The following is a 19,092-nucleotide window of genomic DNA, read 5'->3' on the forward strand; positions in this document are numbered from 1 at the left end:
CACCCCTGGGTCAGGAGAAGCAATCCAGCCCGGTGAGTTCGCCGGAGAGGGCCCATAGCCGAGATGCGGAATCGGGATCGGTCGCCCACGGCTTGACGCCGCCGACGAGCATGTCCTCGGTGGTCGCGGGCTCGGCAATGTCGCAGTCCTGGCAGTACGCGCCGCCGTACGCGTCGAGCAGGGGCGAGGTGGCCGCCCACACGGCCGTCGCCGCACCCTGCGCCGGGGTCTTGAAGCCGTCGGCCTGGCGGCCGTCCGAGGTGATCCAGCCCTGGGCGACCTGCTGCTCGCGGGGGATACGCCGTTGCAGCGGAGTAAGAATGCTGCCCGGGTGCACCGCCAAGGCACGCATGCCACTGGCTGCGCCGAGGGCGTCGAGATGGACGGCGAACAAGGCGTTGGCCGTCTTGGACTGCCCGTAGGCAAGCCAGTGGTCGTAGCCGCGGCGGAAGTGCGGGTCGTCCCAGCGGATGTCCGACAAGAAGTGCCCGGACGAGGCGACGGACACCACTCGCGCCCCGGTAGGGGCCAGGGCCGGACGCAGGCGGTTGACCAGGGCGTAGTGCCCGAGGTGGTTGATGGCGAAGTGCGCTTCCCAACCCGGACCGATGGGCGTGTTCGGGTAGGCCATGACACCCGCGTTGGCGATGACGATGTCGAGGCGCTGGCCGGTCTCCAGGAGCCGGTCACTGAACGTCCGGATGCTGCCGGGGTCCGCCAGGTCGAGTTCCCACACCTCCGTTCGCGGAATGCCGCACAGCGCCTGTGCCGCCACGGCAGGGCGGCGAGCGGGCACGATGACATGCGCCCCGGCACGGGCCAGCGCGCGCGTGGCCTCCAGTCCAAGACCCGAGTAGCCGCCGGTGATCAGGACGTTCTTGCCGGACAGGTCGATGCCGGCCAGGACGTCGTCCGCCGTGCTGCGTGCGTTGTATCCCGAGCCGATCTTGTGTTGCGTGATTGTCATGTGCTCGACGTTAAAATCTAGAGTGCAATCTAGGTCAAGCTATGGCGGTGCGGCATGAGCAGGAACGCGGACGGCCTATCCATCGGAGACGTCGCCAAGGCGACCGGCCTGGGCGTGCACGCCTTGCGGTTCTTCGAACGTGAGGAACTCTTCATCCGTCCGATTCCGCGCACGGCCGGAGGACAGCGCGTCTACGAACCGGCGGACGTGGAGTGGCTCCTGTTGTGCAACCGGCTACGAGAATCCGGCATGCCCATCGCCACCCTGAAGAGGTTCGCTCGGCTCGTCCGGTCTGGTCCGGGCAACGAGGCGGAGCGGCTCGCACTCCTGGAGGAGCACGAAAGAACCGTCCAGGACAGGATCGCCGATCTGACGGCCAGCCTAGAGATCATCCATGACAAGGTCGTCATCTATCGCAAGCACGTCGAGGAGGGAACCGCGACCGGACTCTGGTCACCGATGCCCTCCGCGTAGCTGTGGCCAAGACTGCCTCCCGCACCCGCTGTCCGCACCTGCTAGCCGCTCGATCCGCTTGGGCGTGGGCGGCTCCGAGCGGGGTGGGGCCTCCCTCACCTCCCGACGCCGCGCAGGGACTGCAGGTCTTTGAGCTGGTCCATCCGCGGCGAACCGGTTCCAGCGGTGGTGTCGTCGGCGTCCGTCGGCCTGGGCCACCGGGGCGGGACGTGTGCCGCCGGGACAGGAAAGGCCGGGAGTCCGGGCCCGCCCCGGCAGTCCCTCCGGCGGGCGGCGGGACGCCTACTTACCGGGATCGAGCAGGTTCTTGAACACCTGCCCGTCCTTCACGATGACCGCCAGGTTCCGCTCAGGGTCGGCGAGGACGGACGGGTCGGCCAGCGGGTCTCCGTCGATGAGCAGCACATCGGCCAGCGCGCCGGGCTCGATCACCCCGAGGGCGCCGGGATAGGGGTTGCGCGGTCCGGCCAGCGCGAGCATCCGGCCGTTGTTGCCGGTCGCCTGGCACAGGATCTCGGCCGGGCTGAACCACTTGGTCCGGTTCACGAACTCCTCATTGACCTTCGCGAGGGTGTCCGGCGCGCTGATGATGTCCGATCCGAAGCCGACGCGGTCGAACCCGGTCTTCTTCACCAGCTTGAACAGCACGTCCAGCCCTTCACGGGCCTCGGCGAACTTCTTCTTCAGCGCCGGGTCGAAGCCGTGGGGGTCGTTGACGTAGACGCTGACCTGCGGGCTCAGCCAGGTCCCGTGGTCCTTCATCAGCTCCAGCGTCTTGGCGTCGATCAGGTTGGCGTGCTCGATGGTGCGTACGCCGGCTTCGACGGCGCGGCGGATGCCGGTGGGGTTGTAGACGTGGGTGGCGACATAGGTGTTCCAGTCGCCGGCCACCTTCACCGCCGCCTCGATCTCCTCGGCGGTGAACTCGGCGATGTCCAGCGGGTCCCGCTCGGAGGCGCAGCCGCCGCTCACGGCCAGCTTGATCTGGGAGGCGCCGCGCCCCAGCACGTAGCGCACCGCCTGCAGCATCTCCGGAACGCCATCGACCACCAGCAGATGCCCGAGCTTCTGCATGGGGTCGCGATGCCCTCCCACCAGGCGGGACGGTTCGGCCGCCGGGGTGAAGTCACCGTGCCCGGAGGTCTGGGAGATGATCGGCCCGGACGGGAAGATCCGGGGCCCGTCGGTGATCCCCGCGTCGATCGCCTTCTTCAGCGAGAAGGTGTTGCCGCCGGTGTCCCGGATCGTGGTGTAGCCGCGCGACAGGTAGAGCTTCGCCATCGACGCGCCGTACAGCCCGTGATAGGCCAAGTCCGTGTTCGCCCCCTCCACGGGAGTGACCGCCGATCGCGGCGATCTTCCCGTCGGCGATCAGCACGCTGGTCGGCTCGGTCAGCTCGTCCGAACGGCCGTCGAAGACCCGCGCTCCGGTGAAAAGCACCGCCTGCCGGGAAGCCGCCCCGTCCGCGGTTGCCGCGTCCGGCGCTGAATTCGGAGCATGCATGGATGTCTTCCCCCACGAGCGGCGGACCAGTACATACGCGATCGTGTCACCCTCGCGGTCCAACCACCTGGCGACATGCCCAAGCAGGTGAAACCCCGTCTCACACCGCTACGAAGGCCCGCCCGCGATCACTCGGGCGGCGATTCCGCCGCTTCGGTCGCCGGGCCCGAGCTGGGTATGCCCAGGCAGTGGCGTATCCCGTCCTGCTTGATTCCGCTGCTACCGCACATCGAGGTAGATCGCAGCCTCTATACCGGCCTCCGCGAACGGCTCGCCCGCCGCCCGGTGGCGAGTTGCGCTGACCTGTGCCTGCCGGACCTCATGTTTGCAGTGCATACTTTGACGTAATATAAGCAGTGTAAACATTCCTCCGGCATTCCATGACAGCTTGGAACGCCGCAGGCCAGGCCCTTCATCGACAGGAGACGAACACCATGAAGGCGATCACGATCACGGAGCCGGGCGGTCCCGAGGTGCTGAAGTGGACCGAGGTCGACGACCCGGCGCCCGCACCGGGCGAGGTGGTCATCGACGTGGCCGCCACCGCGCTGAACGGAGCCGACGTCGCCCAGCGGCTGGGGCTGTATCTCGTGCCGGAGGGCGCCTCGCCGTACCCAGGGCTGGAGGTGTCGGGCCGGATCAGCGCCCTGGGCGAGGGGGTGAGCGGCTGGCAGGTGGGCCAGGAGGTGTGCGCGCTGCTGACCGGCGGCGGGTACGCACAGCAGGTCGCCGTCCCCGCCGAGCAACTGATGCCCGTGCCCGAGGGGGTCGGCCTGGTCGAGGCTGCGGCGCTGCCCGAGGCGGCGGCCACGGTGTGGTCGAACGTGGTCATGACCGCGCGACTGGCCGAGGGCGAGACCTTCCTGATGCACGGCGGCGCGGGAGGGGTCGGCACGATGGCGATCCAGATCGCCAAGGCCCTGGGAGCGCGCGTCGTCACCACCGTCAGCGGCGCCGCCAAGACCGCGCGGGTGCGCGAGCTCGGCGCCGACGTGACGATCGACTACCGCACCGAGGACTTCGCGGACTTCGGCCCCTACGACGTCATCCTGGACGTCATCGGCGGGGACTACCTGGAGCGCAACGTGCGCTCGCTCGATCTCGACGGACGGCTCGTCATCATCGGCATGCAGGGCGGCTTCGAGGGCAAGCTCAACCTCGTCGAGCTGGTCTTCAAGCGCAAGTCGGTGTTCGGCACCACCTTGCGCTCGCGCTCGGGGCAGCAGAAGGCCGAGATCGTCGCGGCGTTGCGCGAGTACGTGTGGTCCATGATCGAGTCCGGCGCGGTCCGGCCGATCGTCGACGAGGTCCTGCCCCTGTCCGAGGCGGCCCGGGCCCACCAGCTGATGGCCGACTCCCAGCACGTGGGCAAGATCCTGCTGGTCAACGAGTAAGTCCGGGGCGGGACCGGCATCTCTTGGCGTCAGGGGCCCAGGACTCAGGATTCGTCACTCTGGGTAGGTAAGTCGTCGCCGCCCAGAAATGTCTGGAGGCGTCCACCAGGCGCGGCCCGTCGAGCCGCACGACAGAGCATGCCTGTGCTCGTGACACGGAGTGAACATGACCGCGATTCCGCCGCCGATCACACCTTACCTGGAGCCTGCCGCGAAAGAGCTGGCCGAGGCGACCGACCCGCACCCGCGCATCTACGAGGTCCCACCGGAGCAGGGCCGCCAGATCCTGCTCGACCTGCAGAGCGGCCCCGGCGTGCCCCGCCCGGAGGTGGACGAGGAATGGGTCGAGGTGGACACCGGGCAGTGGGGGACGGTCCGGGTCCGCATCATCCGGCCCCGAGGCGCGGGCGGGCCGCTGCCGGTGATGTTCTACATCCACGGCGCCGGCTGGGTCTTCGGCGACGACAAGACCCACGACCGCCTGTTTCGCGAGTTGGCCGTCGGCGCGGGCGCGGCAGGGGTGTTCCCGGTCTACGACCGGGCGCCGGAGGCGAAGTACCCCACCCAGGTCGAGCAGAACTACGCCGTGGGCCAGTGGGTCATGGAGCACGGCGCGGAACACGGCCTGGACACCTCGCGCGTCGCCGTGACCGGCGAGTCGGTCGGCGGCTGCATGTCCGCGGTGTTCGCGCTGATGAACAAGGAGCGCGGCGGCATCGACCTCAAGGCCCAGGTGCTGCTCTATCCGGTGACCAACGCCGACTTCGGCACCCCGTCCTACGTGCAGTTCGCCGAGGGGTACTACCTGACCCGCGACGGCATGAAGTGGTTCTGGGACGCCTACACCAGCGACCCGGCGCAGCGTGCCGAGGTGTACGCCTCCCCGCTTCAGGCCTCGCTGGAGCAGCTTCGCGGGCTGCCCACCACGCTGGTGATCACCGACGAGGCCGACGTGCTGCGCGACGAGGGCGAGCAGTACGCCAACAAGCTGCGCGAGGCCGGCGTGGACGTCACCGCCGTCCGGGTGGCCGGCATGGTGCACGACTTCCTGCTGCTGGACAGCCTGCGCGACACGCGCGCCGCCAACGTCGCCCGCAAGCTCGCCGTCGACGCCTTGAAGACGGCCCTGCACCCGCAGTAACCGGACCAGCCGTGCGGACCGCCCCTGCCCAGTGTTGACAGTGCTTACATGCTGTGCGTACGTTGATGTATGCATCGCAAACATTGAAAGGGGGCACGAATGCCATCGGCACAGCCCGATACCGTCGAGGTCACCCTCGGCAGCCGCACGGTCACCGTCCCGAAAGGCGGGCTGTACGACCGCTACCGGATGGACACCGATCTCGACGAGGTGGCCCGCGACCCTCGGGTCAGCAGCGTCGACTTCTTCCGGCGCCTGCCCAAGACCCGGGTGGATTCGCCCATCGGGCCCACGCTGACCCCGAACTTCTACTACCGCGTCTCGACCGCGCGGCTCACCATGCCGGCCCCGTCCCGCGCGATCCGCGGCCGGCTGCCCGCCGAGCTGGCTCCCCTGGAGATCGCGCCCGGCGTGGGCCTGGTGTCGGCCATGTTCTTCCGCTACGACGTCTGCGACATCGACTTCTACACCGAGGCCGCCGTCGGCATCGCCGTCCAGCCGGCCCGGCACGGCCGGCTCGGTTCTGTGGACCTGCTCGCCGCTCTCAAGAACGACAGCCTCGACTCCTACGTGCTGTCCCTGCCGGTCAGCACCGAGATCGCCCAGGTGCGCGGGCACGACGGCTACGGCTTTCCCAAGTGGGTCACCGGCCTCGACGTCGAGATCGACGCCCACCGGACGATCGCCCGCGTCGCCAACGACACCGGCGGAACCGACCTGGCGCTGAGCGCCGCCACTCCCCCGCAGCGCGCGTACCCGAGCGGCGCCAAGGTCTCCACGCTCACCTCCTACACGCGCATCGGGGAGTCCTGGCACTCCACGCTCAGCCAGACCAACATGCTCTCCGCCGGAAGCGCCCGCCTGCCCCGCGGACTCGAGCTGCAGCTCGGACAGGGCCGCCTGTCCGAGGATCTGCGCTCGCTGCGGCCGATCAGGACCATCCAGTTCGACGTCGTCACCGAAGGCCAGATCGCCCTGCACCTGCCCGTCCCCTTCTCCGTGCCGAACCGGAAGGCAGGCAACCCTTCATGATCACCGAACGGGCGATCCTGCCCGCCCGCCTGACACCGGCCCTGCTCAACCGGCTCAGCGGCCTGGTCACCGCCGCACCGGACGCCGACCGGGTCACCACCCACGCCCCCTACACCGGTCTTCCTCTCGCTGACCTGCCGGTCTCCACGCCGGCCGACGTCGAGAACGCCTTCACCCGGGCGCGCGCCGCCCAGGCCGCGTGGGCCGCCACCCCGATCGCCGAACGCAAGGCCGTTCTGCTGCGCTTCCACGACCTGGTGCTGGCCCGCCAGGACCAGGCGCTGGACCTGATGCAGGCCGAAAGCGGCAAAACCCGCCGCGACGCGTTCCTCGAAGTGACCGACACCGCGATCACCGCCCGCTACTACGCACGCAGCGCCGCCAAGCTCCTGGCGCCCCGCCGCCGCCGCGGCGCGATCCCCGTGCTCACCCACACCACCGAGCTGCGCCACCCCAAGGGCGTCGTCGCGATCATCTCGCCGTGGAACTACCCGTTGAGCATGGCCGCCGGGGACGCCATCCCGGCACTCATGGCCGGCAACGCCGTCGTCCAGAAGCCTGACACCCAGACCACGCTCACCGCGCTGTGGGCGCTCGACTTGATGACAGAGGCCGGTCTGCCGGCCGGGGTGTGGCAGATGGTGGTCGGACGCGGGAGGTCCCTCGGGGAGCCGCTCATGGACGGCGCCGACTACCTGATGTTCACCGGCTCGACCGCCAGTGGGCGCCTCCTGGCCAGGGACGCCGGTCAACGGCTCATCGGCTCGTCCCTGGAGCTCGGCGGCAAGAACGCGATGATCGTCCTCGACGACGCCGACATCGACAGAGCCGCCGACGGCGCCGTCGCCGCCTGCTTCCCCTCGGCGGGCCAGCTCTGCGTCTCCGCCGAACGCCTCTACGTGGCCGAGTCGATCCGCGACCGGTTCGTCGACGCGTTCGTCACCCGGACGAAGCGGCTCAAGCTAGGCGCCGCCTACGACTACACGATCGACGTGGGCAGCCTCACCACGCCCGCCCAGCTGGCCACCGTCACCGCGCACGTCGACGACGCCGTCGCCAAGGGCGCGAGGCTGCTGGCGGGCGGCCGGGCGCGACCCGATGCGGGGCCGCTGTTCTACGAACCGACCATCCTCACCGACGTCACCCCGGACATGGCGCTGTACGCGCACGAGACCTTCGGGCCGGTCGTCGCGATCTACGCCGTCCGCGACGACGCCGAGGCGATCGCGCGGGCCAACGCCTCGCCGTACGGACTGAACGCCAGCGTCTGGTCTCGAAGCGCCACACGCGGCCGCGCGGTCGCCGGCCGCGTGCGCGCCGGGACGGTCAACGTCAACGAAGCGTTCGCCGCCGCCTGGGGCAGCATCGACGCACCCATGGGCGGCATGGGCGACTCGGGGCTCGGCCGTCGCCACGGCGCCGACGGATTTCTCAAGTACACCGAACCTCAAACCGTGGCCCACCAGCGCCTGCTGGGATTCTCACCACCCGGCCGCGTCTCTCCCGAGGGCTGGGCGAACCTGCTGACCAGCGCGCTGAAGGTGCTGAAGGCCCTCGGCGCCCGCTGATCTCGCCACGGTACGATTGTGTGCAGCGCATACATCGGAAGGAGCGTCCCGTGCCGCATCCCGGCAGCTCGTACCACCACGGCGATCTGCGCGCCGCCTGCGTGCGTGCCGCACGGGAACTCCTGGAGGAGGACGGCGCCGCAGGGTTGTCGCTGCGGGCGGTGGCACGGCGGGCAGGCGTGTCGCCGACGGCCCCCTACCGGCACTTCGCCGACCGCGACGCACTCGTCTCCGCGGTCGCCGCACACGGCTACCGCGAGCTCACCGAGCACCTGGCCGCAGCCCATCCCGCGCCCAAGAGTCCCGACGACCTCGCCGACATCGCGGTCGCCTACGTTCGCTTCGCCCTCGAACGGCCCGCGATGTTCAAGGTCATGTTCGCCGAGCCGTGCGACCCGGCCAGCGAGGAGCGCGCCGCGGCGATCACCGCCATCTCCGGCTATCTCCACAACCTGGTACGCGGCGTCTTTCCCGACCGTGACCCCGAGCCGTTGGCGGACGCGGTCTGGGCGCTGGCCCATGGCCTCGCCTTCCTCCACCTCGACGGAAAGTTCGACACCTCGACACCCGAGCAGGCGAGCGGCCGTGTCCGCGCCGCCGTCCGCGCACTGTTCCCTCGATCGTCGACGATCGGGTAGACGGCAGACGGACGCACGTCCAGGCGGGGCCGGCAGAAGCCGGGCGCCGCCAGACCCGTCAACGGGTGGATCGCCCGCCGGGAGTCGACCTGCGCCATCCTCCGCCGTTGTCTGTGCCGAGACGGTGCATCAGCCCGCCGCCCACGGACGCGCGCGCGTCTCCATGCGGGCGCGAGCACTGTTGAGGTTGCGGGCCGGCCCTCACGGGTCCGACGCAGTGTCCGTGCAATATCGGCGCCCTGGTCGAAGCCGAAGCGGTAGACACCCGCCACGCTGCCTCCAGACATGAGAAAGGCCCCCGCCACGAGAGAGAGCCGAGGTTCTTACTTCTTGCCGCTCAGTACCTCAGCGTGACTTCGCGATCATCGTGCACGCCAGTACAGGAGCCAGGGGCCCACGTTGGGCGCCAGCGACTTGGTGCAGTAGTAGTACCGCGAGGGGTACATCATCGAACGGGTGATTTTTGCCGCCGTGCAGGCCTCCTTGGTGCGATATTCGTGGCCTGCTGCGCTGGCCGGAGCTGCACTGAGCGTCAGTGTCATAGCAGTCGCTGCCGTAACGGCAGCCACCGTCAAGAGTCGTTTCATGGCACCGCAAAGTAGTGGGCAGCGGTATGCCGCGGGTATGCCGCGGCCCGCGGCCACCTGGCGGCCTGCCCGTACGCGAATGATCAGACGCCGCGAAGCGTTCGCCGAGGGCCGCGGCGCGGAGAGCCTCGTCGTCCTCGACGGAGCGCCAGTGCCGCCGTTCGACGGGGCGCCAGTTGCGGTAGGTGAACGGGCGCCGGTCGAGGTCGAGGAGCGCGCGGAGCCGGGGCCGGGCCGGGGCGACGCCCTCGGGGTCGGCGGCGGCGACCTCCGCGAGCAGGGCCAGCGGCTCCAGCCGGCTGTGCGGCAACCACCCGCTGGGCTCGCTCAGCTGCTCGACCAGGGTCATCAGAGCGGGGACGATCTCCTCGGCGCGGCGGCTGTGCCGCCACAGCGCGCGGGCCAGGGCGAGGGTGTGCCGGTGGCCGAGGCGGTGGGGCTGGTGGATCAGGTTCCGGAGGCGGTCCAGGACCTCGCCGGTCGGGGCGATCTCCGTGAGGGTGACCAACGCCGGGGCGGCGTCGGAAGCGCCCGTGCCTGGGGCGGTCAGCGCCAGCAACGCGGGCACGACCTCGTCGGAGTCGCCGGTGACCCGCCACAGGGCCCGCAGGTGGCGCAGGCCTGTCAGAGGGGGCAAGGTCCGCAGTTCCTGCCGTAGCCACTCCGCTCCCCCGGCCGCCGCCGGTCCCAGCTCGGCGTAGATCTCCGCGCGGTACCAGGAGGCCGTGTCCTCGCCGTCCAGCGCGGCGAGGACGGGTTCGGCGTCCCCCGTCAGCCGCCAGTGGATCAGAGGGTCGATGCGCGCCGGATCCCGGCCCCCGGGATCGAGAGGGCCGAGGAGCCTGCGCAGCCCGCGTTCGCGGCCGGCCGCCACCGGGCCGGGGCTGATCGCCCCGAGCGCGTGCGCCGCCCAGAGCGCGTACCCGGTGTCGAGCAGCTCGACCAGGCCGGGCACCACCGGGACGCCCGCCCGGTGCCAGGCGGCCAGGACGAGGGGGTAGTGGCGCCGGTCGTGCCGGGCCGCCATCTTGGCCATCAAGGGGAGCAGCAGGCCGCGGTGGTGGGCGTGCAGGGGGGTGAGCAGCTCGCAGAAGTTCAGCTCCAGGTCGCTCCAGCGGCCCACGTTGGACAGCGGCAACCAGTCGCGGAAGCCGTCCCGCCGTTCCCGGCGCGGGCCGGCGGCCATCCGTACGGCCAGCAAGGGCACGCACCGGTCGTCGCCCGTCTTGGCCAGTGCCCACAACGCCTGAGTCCGGACCAGCGGATCCGGCTCGCCGGCCGGCGTCGCGTGCGCGGCTGCGGCGTCGGCCCAGGGGCGGGAGGCGGATCCGCACATGGCCAGGATTCGCAGGGCCAGGGCGCGGTTGGCGGCGAGTGGGTCGTCGACCAGCCCGGCCAGGACCGGCAGCAGGGCCGGGACCGCCGAACGCCGGTCGGCCAGGAGGGCGGCGGCGAGTTCCAGGCCGCCGGTTCGGTGCTCCGGGCGGTCGTGGCTCAGCAGGGCGCGAGCGAGGCCCAGGAGGCCGGGCAGGTCTTCGCCCAGGAGCTCGCCGATGCCGCGCACCTCCGAGGCCTGCAGGTCGAAGAGGTCGGCGCGCCGGGTCGAGGGCCTCCAGCCGGGGTCGAGCAGCACCTCAGCCACCGCTCGGGCGTAGGCCGGGTCGTCCTGGCCGGGCAGCACGCGCCGCAACGCCCGCACCGCGGCCACCCGGACCTCCGGCCGGCCGTCGCCTGCCGAGGACCCGTCGCCTCGGTTCGGGTGAGGACGATCCGCAGGGCGCCTGCCCTCCGCAGCCGGATGCGGATCCGCGAAGAGCGGATGGGAGTCGTGCGAGGACGGGTGGGGATCCTCCTGGGCCGGCGCCGCGTCCCCTGGTTTCAGGTGGGCGCGGAGCCAGGTCACGATCTCCCGCCGGCGTGGTTCCGTCACGTGGGTGGCGAGTTCGCCGAGGGCGGCGAGGAGGTGTTCGGCCACCACGGGGTCGTGCTCGGCGGCGCAGCGGGACTGGAGGAGCCGGGTGACCTCCTCGGCCCGGCCGGTCGCCTGCGTCAGGGCGACCGCGGTGCACCGCCGTACCGGCTGGACAGGGTCGTCCAGCAACGCGCACAGGCCGGTGACGACGCGGTCCCAGACGCGCGGCCAGCCGGCGGCCGAAACTCGGCGCGCTCGCGAGGCAGCCGACGGGCCGGGACCGGTCCGCAGGGAGGCCATCGCGGGCAGCCGCACCGGCCGGCCGAGGGCCTCCGCGCGGACGGCGGTCGCGGCGATCTCCCCGATCGACTCGACGAGCAGGGCACGGACCGGCACGGCCGGGTCGGCGGCGGCCACGGCCATGAAGGGGAGCAGCTCGACGGCCGCCGGATAGAGGTACTCGCCCACACCACAGACCCGGCGCAACGTCCGGACCGCCGCCTCGGCCGCCTCGACCCGCCACAGGTCGATCACGAGCCTTGGCCCGTATCCGGCGGCGGTGCCGGGATCGAGCACCACCGACCAGTTCACCGAGTCCAGTCCCGCCACCACGTCCCGCTCCCCGGCCTCCACCAGACGAGTCTGGCGCATGCCACGCACCGGCCCCACGACAGGCCCCGGCTAGGATCACCCGGCATGACACCCGACGACGCCGAGCTCCGCGAGCTCGTCCGCCGCTTCGCCACCCTTGACCTGACCGGGTGGGACGACGCCTCCTTCGGCCGCGCCCGTGAGCACCTCGGCTGGCAGGCCGCGGTCCACTCCCCCGAGAAAAAAGCCCGGCGCGCCCGGTTCCCCAGGCTGTATCGCGCCGAGGAGTACGACACCGTTCTCGGCCCTGAGAGCGGAACCTTCGCCCGGCACGGCGCCGACGACGTCCGCACCCAGATCTCGCTGCGCGCCGGGCAGGGCGACGAGCTCTTCCTCGCCCTGCGTTCGTTCCTGGAGGAGGTGCTCGGCCCGCCGTCCCTCCTGCGCGGACCGGGGCCGCTGCTGCGCTGGCGTGGCCCCGTCCGGCTGCTGGAGCTGGAACGGATCCGCGATGCCGCCTACCTGCGAGCCTGCCCTGCCGAGGCGGTCGAGAAGGACGAGTACCGCACCGCGCAGTGGGCCGAGGCGGAGGACGGGCTCGGGCAGCTCGGCTACTGGCAGATGATCGGCCGGCAGCCGGAGGCGACCGACCTGTTCATCCCCGGCGGCTACACCGCCGACGGCTGGGCGGAGTTCGAGGAACGGCTGGCCAGGACCCTGCACTCGGTCGTCGCCGACTTCGCCCTCCTGGAGCCGTCGAGCCACTTCACCGCGGTCATCCGCACCCCCCGCGAGCGCGCCTACGCGCAGTGGACCACCGACCCGGCGTGGGGCCTGGAGATCCAGGCCGCCATCCCCGCCGAACCCGGCCCCACCTGGGAGAGCGACCTGATCGGGCTCGGCTGGTCGCGGCCGGACTCGCCCGACACCGAGGGCCGGCTGATCCGCCGCTTCCCCGCGTTCGGGCCCGAAGAGGCCCGGACCGCCGCCCGGCTGCTCGTCGCCGCGCTGAGAACGTACGGCGTGCCGTTCGCGGACCTTTCGCAGTCGGTGATCTCGCCCCCCGTGCACCTGCTCGGGCTCGGCCTGCCCACCCACCGCTGACCGGACACCCACGGCGTATCACTGCGCACTGCACAAGGCCTGCCCCAAGCCTCCCGGGGCGAGCCCACCGCGCTCGGCTGAGCACCTCACTCGAACGGAAGCCGGGCTGTTCACCCAGCCTGGCTGGTGATCGATCGCAGGGCGGCGCAAGCTCACCCGCGCGTGATGTACAGGTGCATGTCGGTGTAGTCGAAGGTGATGGCGAACGGCTTGAAGAACTCGTGGGTGAAGTTGGCGATCAGGTCGAAACCGAACGGCTCCGACTGGCCGGGACCTGGGAAACCGGGAATGGCCTTCTCGAAGGCGAGGCCTCGCACGCCGTGCCTGACCGCCCGGCCCAGGCTGATCCGCTCGGCCGTGATCGGATAGCTCTTGATGCCGAACCGCTCGTTCGGGTGCGCGTAGTCCACCTCGAATCCGTCCACCCGTTCGGCGATCTCCGCCGTCGTGTCGATGGCACTGCCGATGCCGCCGGTGTCGACGGTGACCATGCGCGGGCCGTAGTCGCCCAGGCTGCCGACCGTGCAGGGGAAGTGGTCGCCGGCCAGCCACAGCGGGAGCCGGTCACCTCGGGCGCGCGGGCGCGGCGCTTTCACGGTATTCCGCCGCAGGATCAGAGCCCTGCCCGCGTAGTCCATCGTGGTCAGGAAGTGGTAGAAGATCGTGGTGCCGAAGGCGCCGGCCACCTGTGAGCCGTCGGGAAGCGGTGGCCGCTGCACGTCGCTCCACTGCACCGGCAGGTTGCGGATCTCGATGTTCCCGATCCGGAACGATTCCAGAATGCCCAGGTAGATGGTGATGGGATGGGTGTCGGCGACCCCTCCGGGCAGCTCGGCCACCGCGCGCAGCCCCGCCGCTTCCGCCGCCTCCTGTGACAGGTCGAGAGTCGCGTAGGTGTCGAGCCAGAACTTCGCGGGCGGCCCGCCGTTCACCGAGGCTTCCACCGCAGGCACCGGGTCCAGGGTGAGGAACGGCACCCGCGTGCTCTGCGCGCCGTGTATCTGCCACGGTGTGCCGCTGATCCGCGAGTACTGCTCGACGAGGCCCTTGTCACGGGGACGGCCCGTGCTCCTGAGCAAAGGGACCGCGCGGGCGAACTGGTCCTGCCGTACGAAGGTCTCGGCGAGCCGTTGTGTGGAGGCGATGTCGCGGGAGTCCAGGGCGATGGCCTTCGACAGATGCCGCTCGGCGTCACCGAACCGGTTGCACAGCAGGGCGAGGTATCCGACCTGGGCGTACGCGTGCGCGTTCCGCGGATCCTCGCGCAGGAGACGGCGATAGCCGCGCTCGGCCTCGGCGAACCTGCCCGCCTTGAACAGCTGATCAGGGTCGGCCGCGGAGGCGAACGCCGGGCTCGGCGCGGAAGGCAGCAGGGGAAGGCTCGCGCCGGCGATCACGGCCAGCCCCGTCCGCCGCAGGAACGCGCGGCGGCCGGGGGTACGGGGATCGGCTGGAGGGGTCATGCCTGGGTCCTCACGTCGTAGTTGGACGGGTCACGCCGCCGAGATGAGGCGTGAGTCGCGAACTCACCCAACGGGACGACGTGTTTCCCTGGCGTTTCCCTCGCGTGTCCGCAGCGGTCTCCGAGCGCGTTCGAGAGGCACGGTGGCCCTTTCGGGGTCGATGCAGGTTGCCGTCACCGTTGTGGAGCGCTCTGGGGTTCTGCTCGTGGACGCGGCGATCTGTGCCACGCTCGGCGGACCCGTCCGGTCAGGAGCGTCGATGCGACAGCCTGGCGCGAGTGGTGAGGAGGACGAGGACCGCCAGTACGCCGAAGCCGATCATCGAGGGCAGGAGCACGTAGCTCCGGGTCATGGGGGAGCCGCCGAAGAGGTCGCTGACCGCGTTCATGCCCGAGTTGAACGCGTCGTGGAGGAGCACCATGATCAGTAGGCTGCCGCCGGTGTTGTTGAACACCCAGGTCATGAAGACGGTCAGGACCGTGGTCAGCAGCAGGAACTGCACGATGGCGCCCGGGGTGGCGCCGCCCTTGGGGTCCGCCCATGCCGACGACGCGAACAGCGGCAGGTGCCAGCCGCCCCACATCAGCCCGAGGATGAGGGCGGCGGGCAGCGGGCCGTACCGCTGCTGCAGCCTGGGCAGGGCATATCCCCGCCAGCCCGGCTCCTCGCCGAGCGCCCCGATGACGAGCTGCACCGTCAGGAACATGATAACCAGTGACGGCACCACGTCCGCCGAGAACGTGAAGTGAGCGGCGGTGCCCGGGATGGCGAAGGCGGCGATCACCGGCACCGCGAGAACGCCGCCGATCACCAGGACGTACCAGCGCGCCGGCACCCGCCAGGATCGCAGCCCCCGCAGCAGGCTCCGCACCGCGCCCCGGCCCGCGGTGGTGCGCAGCGTCACCAGGGCCGCGGCCAGCGGGCCGAACGAGCCCGCGATCACACAGACGTCCAGCAGCCAGCTGTCCTTGCCGATCGGCAGGAGGCCCAGCCCATCGTCGGACAGCACGATCGGCAGGTAGAGCAGCCAGCTGAAGGCGAAGGCGAGGGCGAAGAACATCCACAGCGCATGCGGTGGCTCGGTGCGCGTGCCGGTGTCATGGGAGGTCGGCGATGGGTTCGAAGTCACCGCAGACAAGGTAGGGACGTGACCGGTGTGCCGCCTCCGGCGATTGCCCTAATACCGCCCGGTAGCCGGCGGGCCGAACATCGGCGCTACCTAACGGGTCCGGGGAGCAGACCCTGGCGGATGGCGCGGGCCACCGCCTGTGGACCGGTGTGGGCGCCGAGTTTGGCATAGACGCGTTCCAGGTGGGACCGCACCGTGCTGGCCGCCAGGCCCAGGCGCTCGCCCACCTGCGGTGCGGACAGTCCTTCGGCCAGCAGGCTCAGCACCTCGATCTCGCGGCCGCTCAGCTCCGGTGCGCCGGGCTTGGCGCCTGCGGTGCCGGTGCAGGCCAGGTATGCCTGGCGGGTGAAGCGTTCCTGGACGGCGAGCTGCCGCGCCTTGCCTGCCGCCTCGGCGAGCAGGGGGGCCAGGTCATCGCCATGCTCGGCGAACGGTCTGAGGTACGCGCCCGGCGCCGCCTGCGCGAGCGCTCCGGCGAGGGCCGCCAGCGCCCGGGGCCGATCGCCGGCTGCCTGCCGAGCCAACGCCGCAACCACCCGCAACCGCAGGTGGGAGGCGGCGCAGACGACGTCGGCGTGCCGCGTCATCGCCTGCGAGGCGATCGCGTCCGCGGTGGCCCAGTCGCGTCCGGCCAGCGCGAGCTGGGCGGCGATCAGTTCCTCGTAGAGGCGCAGGCCCGCCGGAGGTTCGCCGCCGGCCACGGTGATGGCTCTGGCCTGGGTGAGCGTGTGCTCGGCCGCGGCCAGGTGTCCGAACGTCAGCAGCGCGTACGCTCGCCGCGCCACCGCAGACCGGCGCGCGGCGGCGCCGAAACCGGGATTGTCCAGGCCCGGTGTTCCAGCGATGTAGTCCGCCATCGCGTCGAATGCGTGGAGCGTTCCCCGCTCATCGCCGCGGGCCAGGCAGAGGTCGGCCGCGGCCCGGTATCCGTGCAGCCGTACTCCGGGGTCGTGGTGGTCCGTCGTGGCCTGGAGGTCGTGGGCGTGTGCCACGGCCTCGCTGATCCGGTGCCCCTCCAACAGTGCCTCCACCATCACCAGCGGGGCCGCGGCGAGATGCTCGTCGGGCTCGACGCGCCGCGCCGCCGCCAGCGCGGCGGACTCCCCGCAGCTCGCCATCGCCCGCCGTAGGTCGCCGCGGCACAGATGCGCCTGCGCGAGCACCAGCAGTGCGTCCAGGCGGTGGGTCACGTCGTGTTCGGAGCGGCTCAGACGGGCGCACTCCTGCTGGGCGCGCCGGCCAGGACCTTCCTGGACCCCGTGGCCCAGCGGGTCGGTCAGCCGGAGCACGGTCTGGAGACGCATGCCCGGCTCGGTCAGGTACGGCTGGTTGAGGGCCGCCTGCGCGGCGTCGATCGCCGCCGCGGGTGAGCCGTCGAGGAAGAGGCGGTGCGCGAGGATCGTGGCATGGAGGGCGCGCGCCTTCGGCGGCAGGCGGGCGGCGTCCACCCGCGCCAGCCAAGCGGCGGGATCGTCCGTCGCGTACGGATGGGAGCATGCCCCCTCCCGGAGCGAGCCGTGGATGAGGGTGAAAGCGACGAGCAGGCACAGCACCGGGTTGTCGGCCGGCGTCGGCTCGGGCAGCCTGCCCAGCCACCGGCTGAGCCGGGCGTGTTCCAGCCAGAGTCCGCCGTCGTGCTCGGCCAGCCTGGCCAGCAGCCGGGCCGCAGCGTGCGGATCGTCTCCGGCAAGGGCGTGCTCGACCGCTTCGCGCAGGTCCCCAGCCGACCCGTGCCAGTCGGCCGCGCGCCGATGCAGCTCCGGGAGCAGCTCGGGACTCCGCCGGGCCAGGTACCGCCGCACGGCCGCGGCGAACAGCTGGTGGTAGCGGTACGAGCCGTCGCTCGCGTCGAGAGGGGACAGGAACAGGCCGCTGCCGGCGAGCGCGGTCAGGGCTCGAGCGCCGTCGGTCCGGCCGGTCAGCGCGTCACACAATGCGGGAGTCACCCTGGACAGGACGCAGGTGGCCAGGACGAGCCGCCGGGTTTCGTCAGGCAGACCGTCCAGCACCTCGGTGACCAGGTAGTCGTCCAGGTCGCCGGTGGCTGCGGCGATCTCGTGCCCGGCGGGCGCGCCCCGCCTCAGGGCCAGCGCCGCCAGTTGCAGACCGGCGGGCCAGCCTTCGGTCCGCGCGTGCAGGTCGGCGACGGCCCGGGCGCCGAGGCGCAGGCCCATCGTCCCGCCCAGGAACGCCGCTGTCTCCGTGGTGGTGAAGCGCAAGCGTGCGGCGTCCAGATCGCACATCCGGTGCCTGGCCCGCCAGGCGGCCAACGGCAGGGGTGGAGGGCAGCGGGTGGCGATGATCAGATGGATGCGTGGCGGCAGGCGCTCGACGAGGTGGGCGACGGCATCGTGCAGGTCGGCCGAGCCGATGAGGTGATAGTCGTCCATCACCAGGACCAGGTCGCCGGGGCGGCCGGCCAGTTCGTTGATCAGGCCGGCGAAACGGCGGCGCAGGGCCGGGCGGGAGTGGATGGCGGTGTCCGGCATCGTGACGTCGAGCGCGGCGGCGAGTCCCCGGCAGAACGTCACCGGGTCGTTGTCGTCGCGGTCCAGGGACAGCCAGGCCACGCGCGCCGACGTGGTCGCCGCCCAGGCCGCCAGCGTCGTGGTCTTCCCGGACCCGGCGGGCGCGCAGACGAGCGTCAGCGGCAGCCTGGCCGCACGGTCCAAGGCGGCGTAGAGCTGTGGCCGGGCCACCGCGCCCGTACGCGCCGGCGGGACACCGACCTTGGTGGCCTCGAGCGGTTCGCTGTCCGACGCCGCGGCGGCGAGCGCGTGGCCCGCGGCGTCCAGCGCTTTCGCGGTCACCTGATGCGAACCGCCCAGGTAGACCCGCCGCCGGACGCCCAGGACGCGTCGTTGGGCCCGCCAGTAGCCCGTGCCGCGTCCATTGCCGGACGTCTCCCGGCGCACGGTGAAGCCTCCCGCCGGATGCTCGACGGCGAACGCGGTGGCTTCGGCCAGCCAGGCGCGCCATTGCGGGGTTCCGACGGCGATCTCGGGCCGGCCTGGCGCGATGCCGAGCAGCCCGTCCCGGATCACCGGCAACTCCGCCATCGCCCACCTTCCGGCTCATCGGAACAGTCGCTCCAGGCGCCGTGCCGGTGACTCGAACAGCGGGCCGCCGGCAGCGAAATGACTGACGCTGACCAGAACGCCGTCATCACGGAGCACGTGGGTGATCTCAGGGAACAGCAGCGGCCGCGTGAGAGCGTCTGCTTCCCCCTCGACCGGTCAGACACTCCCCCGTTCTCCGACGAGACAAGAGGACGGTGAAATCCGCGGCGTCCGAGGCGCAAGCACCTGTTCGGCCACAGTACCGCGGTCACCGCTGCCGAACATGGCCTACCGGAACCGGTCTCCCCCAGCGGGTTCCCGCGGAGCCGAACGAGGACCCGCAGCGCCGGGCGCTCCGCCTCGCTGATCCCGGCAAGCCGGAGGGGCCGGTCGAAGCCGTGCAGCAGGTAACACGGAGGCTACCGGCCGACCGCGTCGACACCCCGTCCTGGTGCTCGGCCGTTACCCGGGCTCTGGTCCGGAACCAGCTCGGTGCCGCCCTGCTCGGCGAGCTTGCCGTGCTGCCACC

13 protein-coding genes are annotated in these 19,092 nt (G+C 71.4%); 7 read left to right on the plus strand and 6 right to left on the minus strand.

Annotated features, from left to right (window positions below; all coding sequences use genetic code 11):
• Positions 1 to 10: 10 nt before the first annotated feature.
• Positions 11 to 967: an SDR family NAD(P)-dependent oxidoreductase gene (locus KME80_RS09980; RefSeq protein ID WP_219503077.1), complete on the minus strand. Its 957-nt coding sequence runs from the start codon at positions 965 to 967 to the stop codon at positions 11 to 13.
• A gap of 54 nt (positions 968 to 1,021) precedes the next feature.
• On the opposite strand from KME80_RS09980, the gene KME80_RS09985 reads away from it, so the two are divergent.
• On the plus strand, positions 1,022 to 1,441 hold the full coding sequence (locus KME80_RS09985; RefSeq protein ID WP_219503078.1) for a MerR family transcriptional regulator: 420 nt from the start codon (positions 1,022 to 1,024) through the stop codon (positions 1,439 to 1,441).
• A gap of 282 nt (positions 1,442 to 1,723) precedes the next feature.
• Here KME80_RS09985 and KME80_RS09990 read toward each other — a convergent pair whose 3' ends face one another.
• Positions 1,724 to 2,722: a metal-dependent hydrolase family protein gene (locus KME80_RS09990; RefSeq protein WP_219503081.1), complete on the minus strand. Its 999-nt coding sequence runs from the start codon at positions 2,720 to 2,722 to the stop codon at positions 1,724 to 1,726.
• A gap of 657 nt (positions 2,723 to 3,379) precedes the next feature.
• Between KME80_RS09990 and KME80_RS09995 the strand changes: the two genes are divergently transcribed.
• The 5 genes from KME80_RS09995 (at position 3,380) to KME80_RS10015 (ending at position 8,718) form a co-directional block, all read left to right on the plus strand.
• Positions 3,380 to 4,339 carry an NAD(P)H-quinone oxidoreductase gene (locus tag KME80_RS09995; protein ID WP_219503084.1) on the plus strand — a complete coding sequence of 320 codons (960 nt, stop codon included), beginning with the start codon at positions 3,380 to 3,382 and terminating at the stop codon, positions 4,337 to 4,339.
• A 166-nt stretch (positions 4,340 to 4,505) separates the two neighbouring features.
• Positions 4,506 to 5,480, plus strand: a complete 975-nt coding sequence (locus KME80_RS10000) for an alpha/beta hydrolase (protein ID WP_219503086.1) — start codon at positions 4,506 to 4,508, stop codon at positions 5,478 to 5,480.
• A gap of 99 nt (positions 5,481 to 5,579) precedes the next feature.
• Complete coding sequence (locus KME80_RS10005) at positions 5,580 to 6,512, plus strand: acetoacetate decarboxylase family protein (RefSeq protein WP_219503089.1); 933 nt, start codon at positions 5,580 to 5,582, stop codon at positions 6,510 to 6,512.
• Positions 6,509 to 8,080 carry a succinic semialdehyde dehydrogenase gene (locus KME80_RS10010; protein WP_219503092.1) on the plus strand — a complete coding sequence of 524 codons (1,572 nt, stop codon included), beginning with the start codon at positions 6,509 to 6,511 and terminating at the stop codon, positions 8,078 to 8,080. The genes KME80_RS10005 and KME80_RS10010 overlap by 4 nt, the downstream gene beginning before the upstream one ends.
• 50 nt (positions 8,081 to 8,130) lie before the next feature.
• Entirely contained in the window at positions 8,131 to 8,718 is a 588-nt protein-coding gene (locus KME80_RS10015) for a TetR/AcrR family transcriptional regulator (RefSeq protein ID WP_219503095.1), read from the plus strand.
• 345 nt (positions 8,719 to 9,063) lie between these two features.
• Here KME80_RS10015 and KME80_RS10020 read toward each other — a convergent pair whose 3' ends face one another.
• Positions 9,064 to 11,868, minus strand: a complete 2,805-nt coding sequence (locus KME80_RS10020; RefSeq protein WP_219503098.1) for a HEAT repeat domain-containing protein — start codon at positions 11,866 to 11,868, stop codon at positions 9,064 to 9,066.
• Between the two features lie 45 nt (positions 11,869 to 11,913).
• On the opposite strand from KME80_RS10020, the gene KME80_RS10025 reads away from it, so the two are divergent.
• Complete coding sequence (locus KME80_RS10025) at positions 11,914 to 12,912, plus strand: TY-Chap domain-containing protein (RefSeq protein ID WP_219503101.1); 999 nt, start codon at positions 11,914 to 11,916, stop codon at positions 12,910 to 12,912.
• Between the two features lie 152 nt (positions 12,913 to 13,064).
• Here the strand turns inward: KME80_RS10025 and KME80_RS10030 are convergent, their stop codons facing one another.
• The 3 genes from KME80_RS10030 to KME80_RS10040 all read right to left on the minus strand — a co-directional run bounded on the left by KME80_RS10030 (position 13,065) and on the right by KME80_RS10040 (position 18,563).
• Positions 13,065 to 14,375 (minus strand): tetratricopeptide repeat protein, encoded by a 1,311-nt coding sequence (locus KME80_RS10030; protein WP_219503104.1) that lies wholly within the window; start codon positions 14,373 to 14,375, stop codon positions 13,065 to 13,067.
• A gap of 247 nt (positions 14,376 to 14,622) precedes the next feature.
• Positions 14,623 to 15,504 carry a CPBP family intramembrane glutamic endopeptidase gene (locus KME80_RS52675; RefSeq protein WP_219503107.1) on the minus strand — a complete coding sequence of 294 codons (882 nt, stop codon included), beginning with the start codon at positions 15,502 to 15,504 and terminating at the stop codon, positions 14,623 to 14,625.
• A gap of 86 nt (positions 15,505 to 15,590) precedes the next feature.
• Positions 15,591 to 18,563, minus strand: coding sequence for a helix-turn-helix transcriptional regulator (locus KME80_RS10040; RefSeq protein ID WP_219503110.1), 2,973 nt, complete (start codon positions 18,561 to 18,563; stop codon positions 15,591 to 15,593).
• Between the last annotated feature and the right edge of the window lie 529 nt (positions 18,564 to 19,092).

The organism is Nonomuraea ceibae, assembly GCF_019396325.1.
GTDB classification, from domain to species: domain Bacteria; phylum Actinomycetota; class Actinomycetes; order Streptosporangiales; family Streptosporangiaceae; genus Nonomuraea; species Nonomuraea ceibae.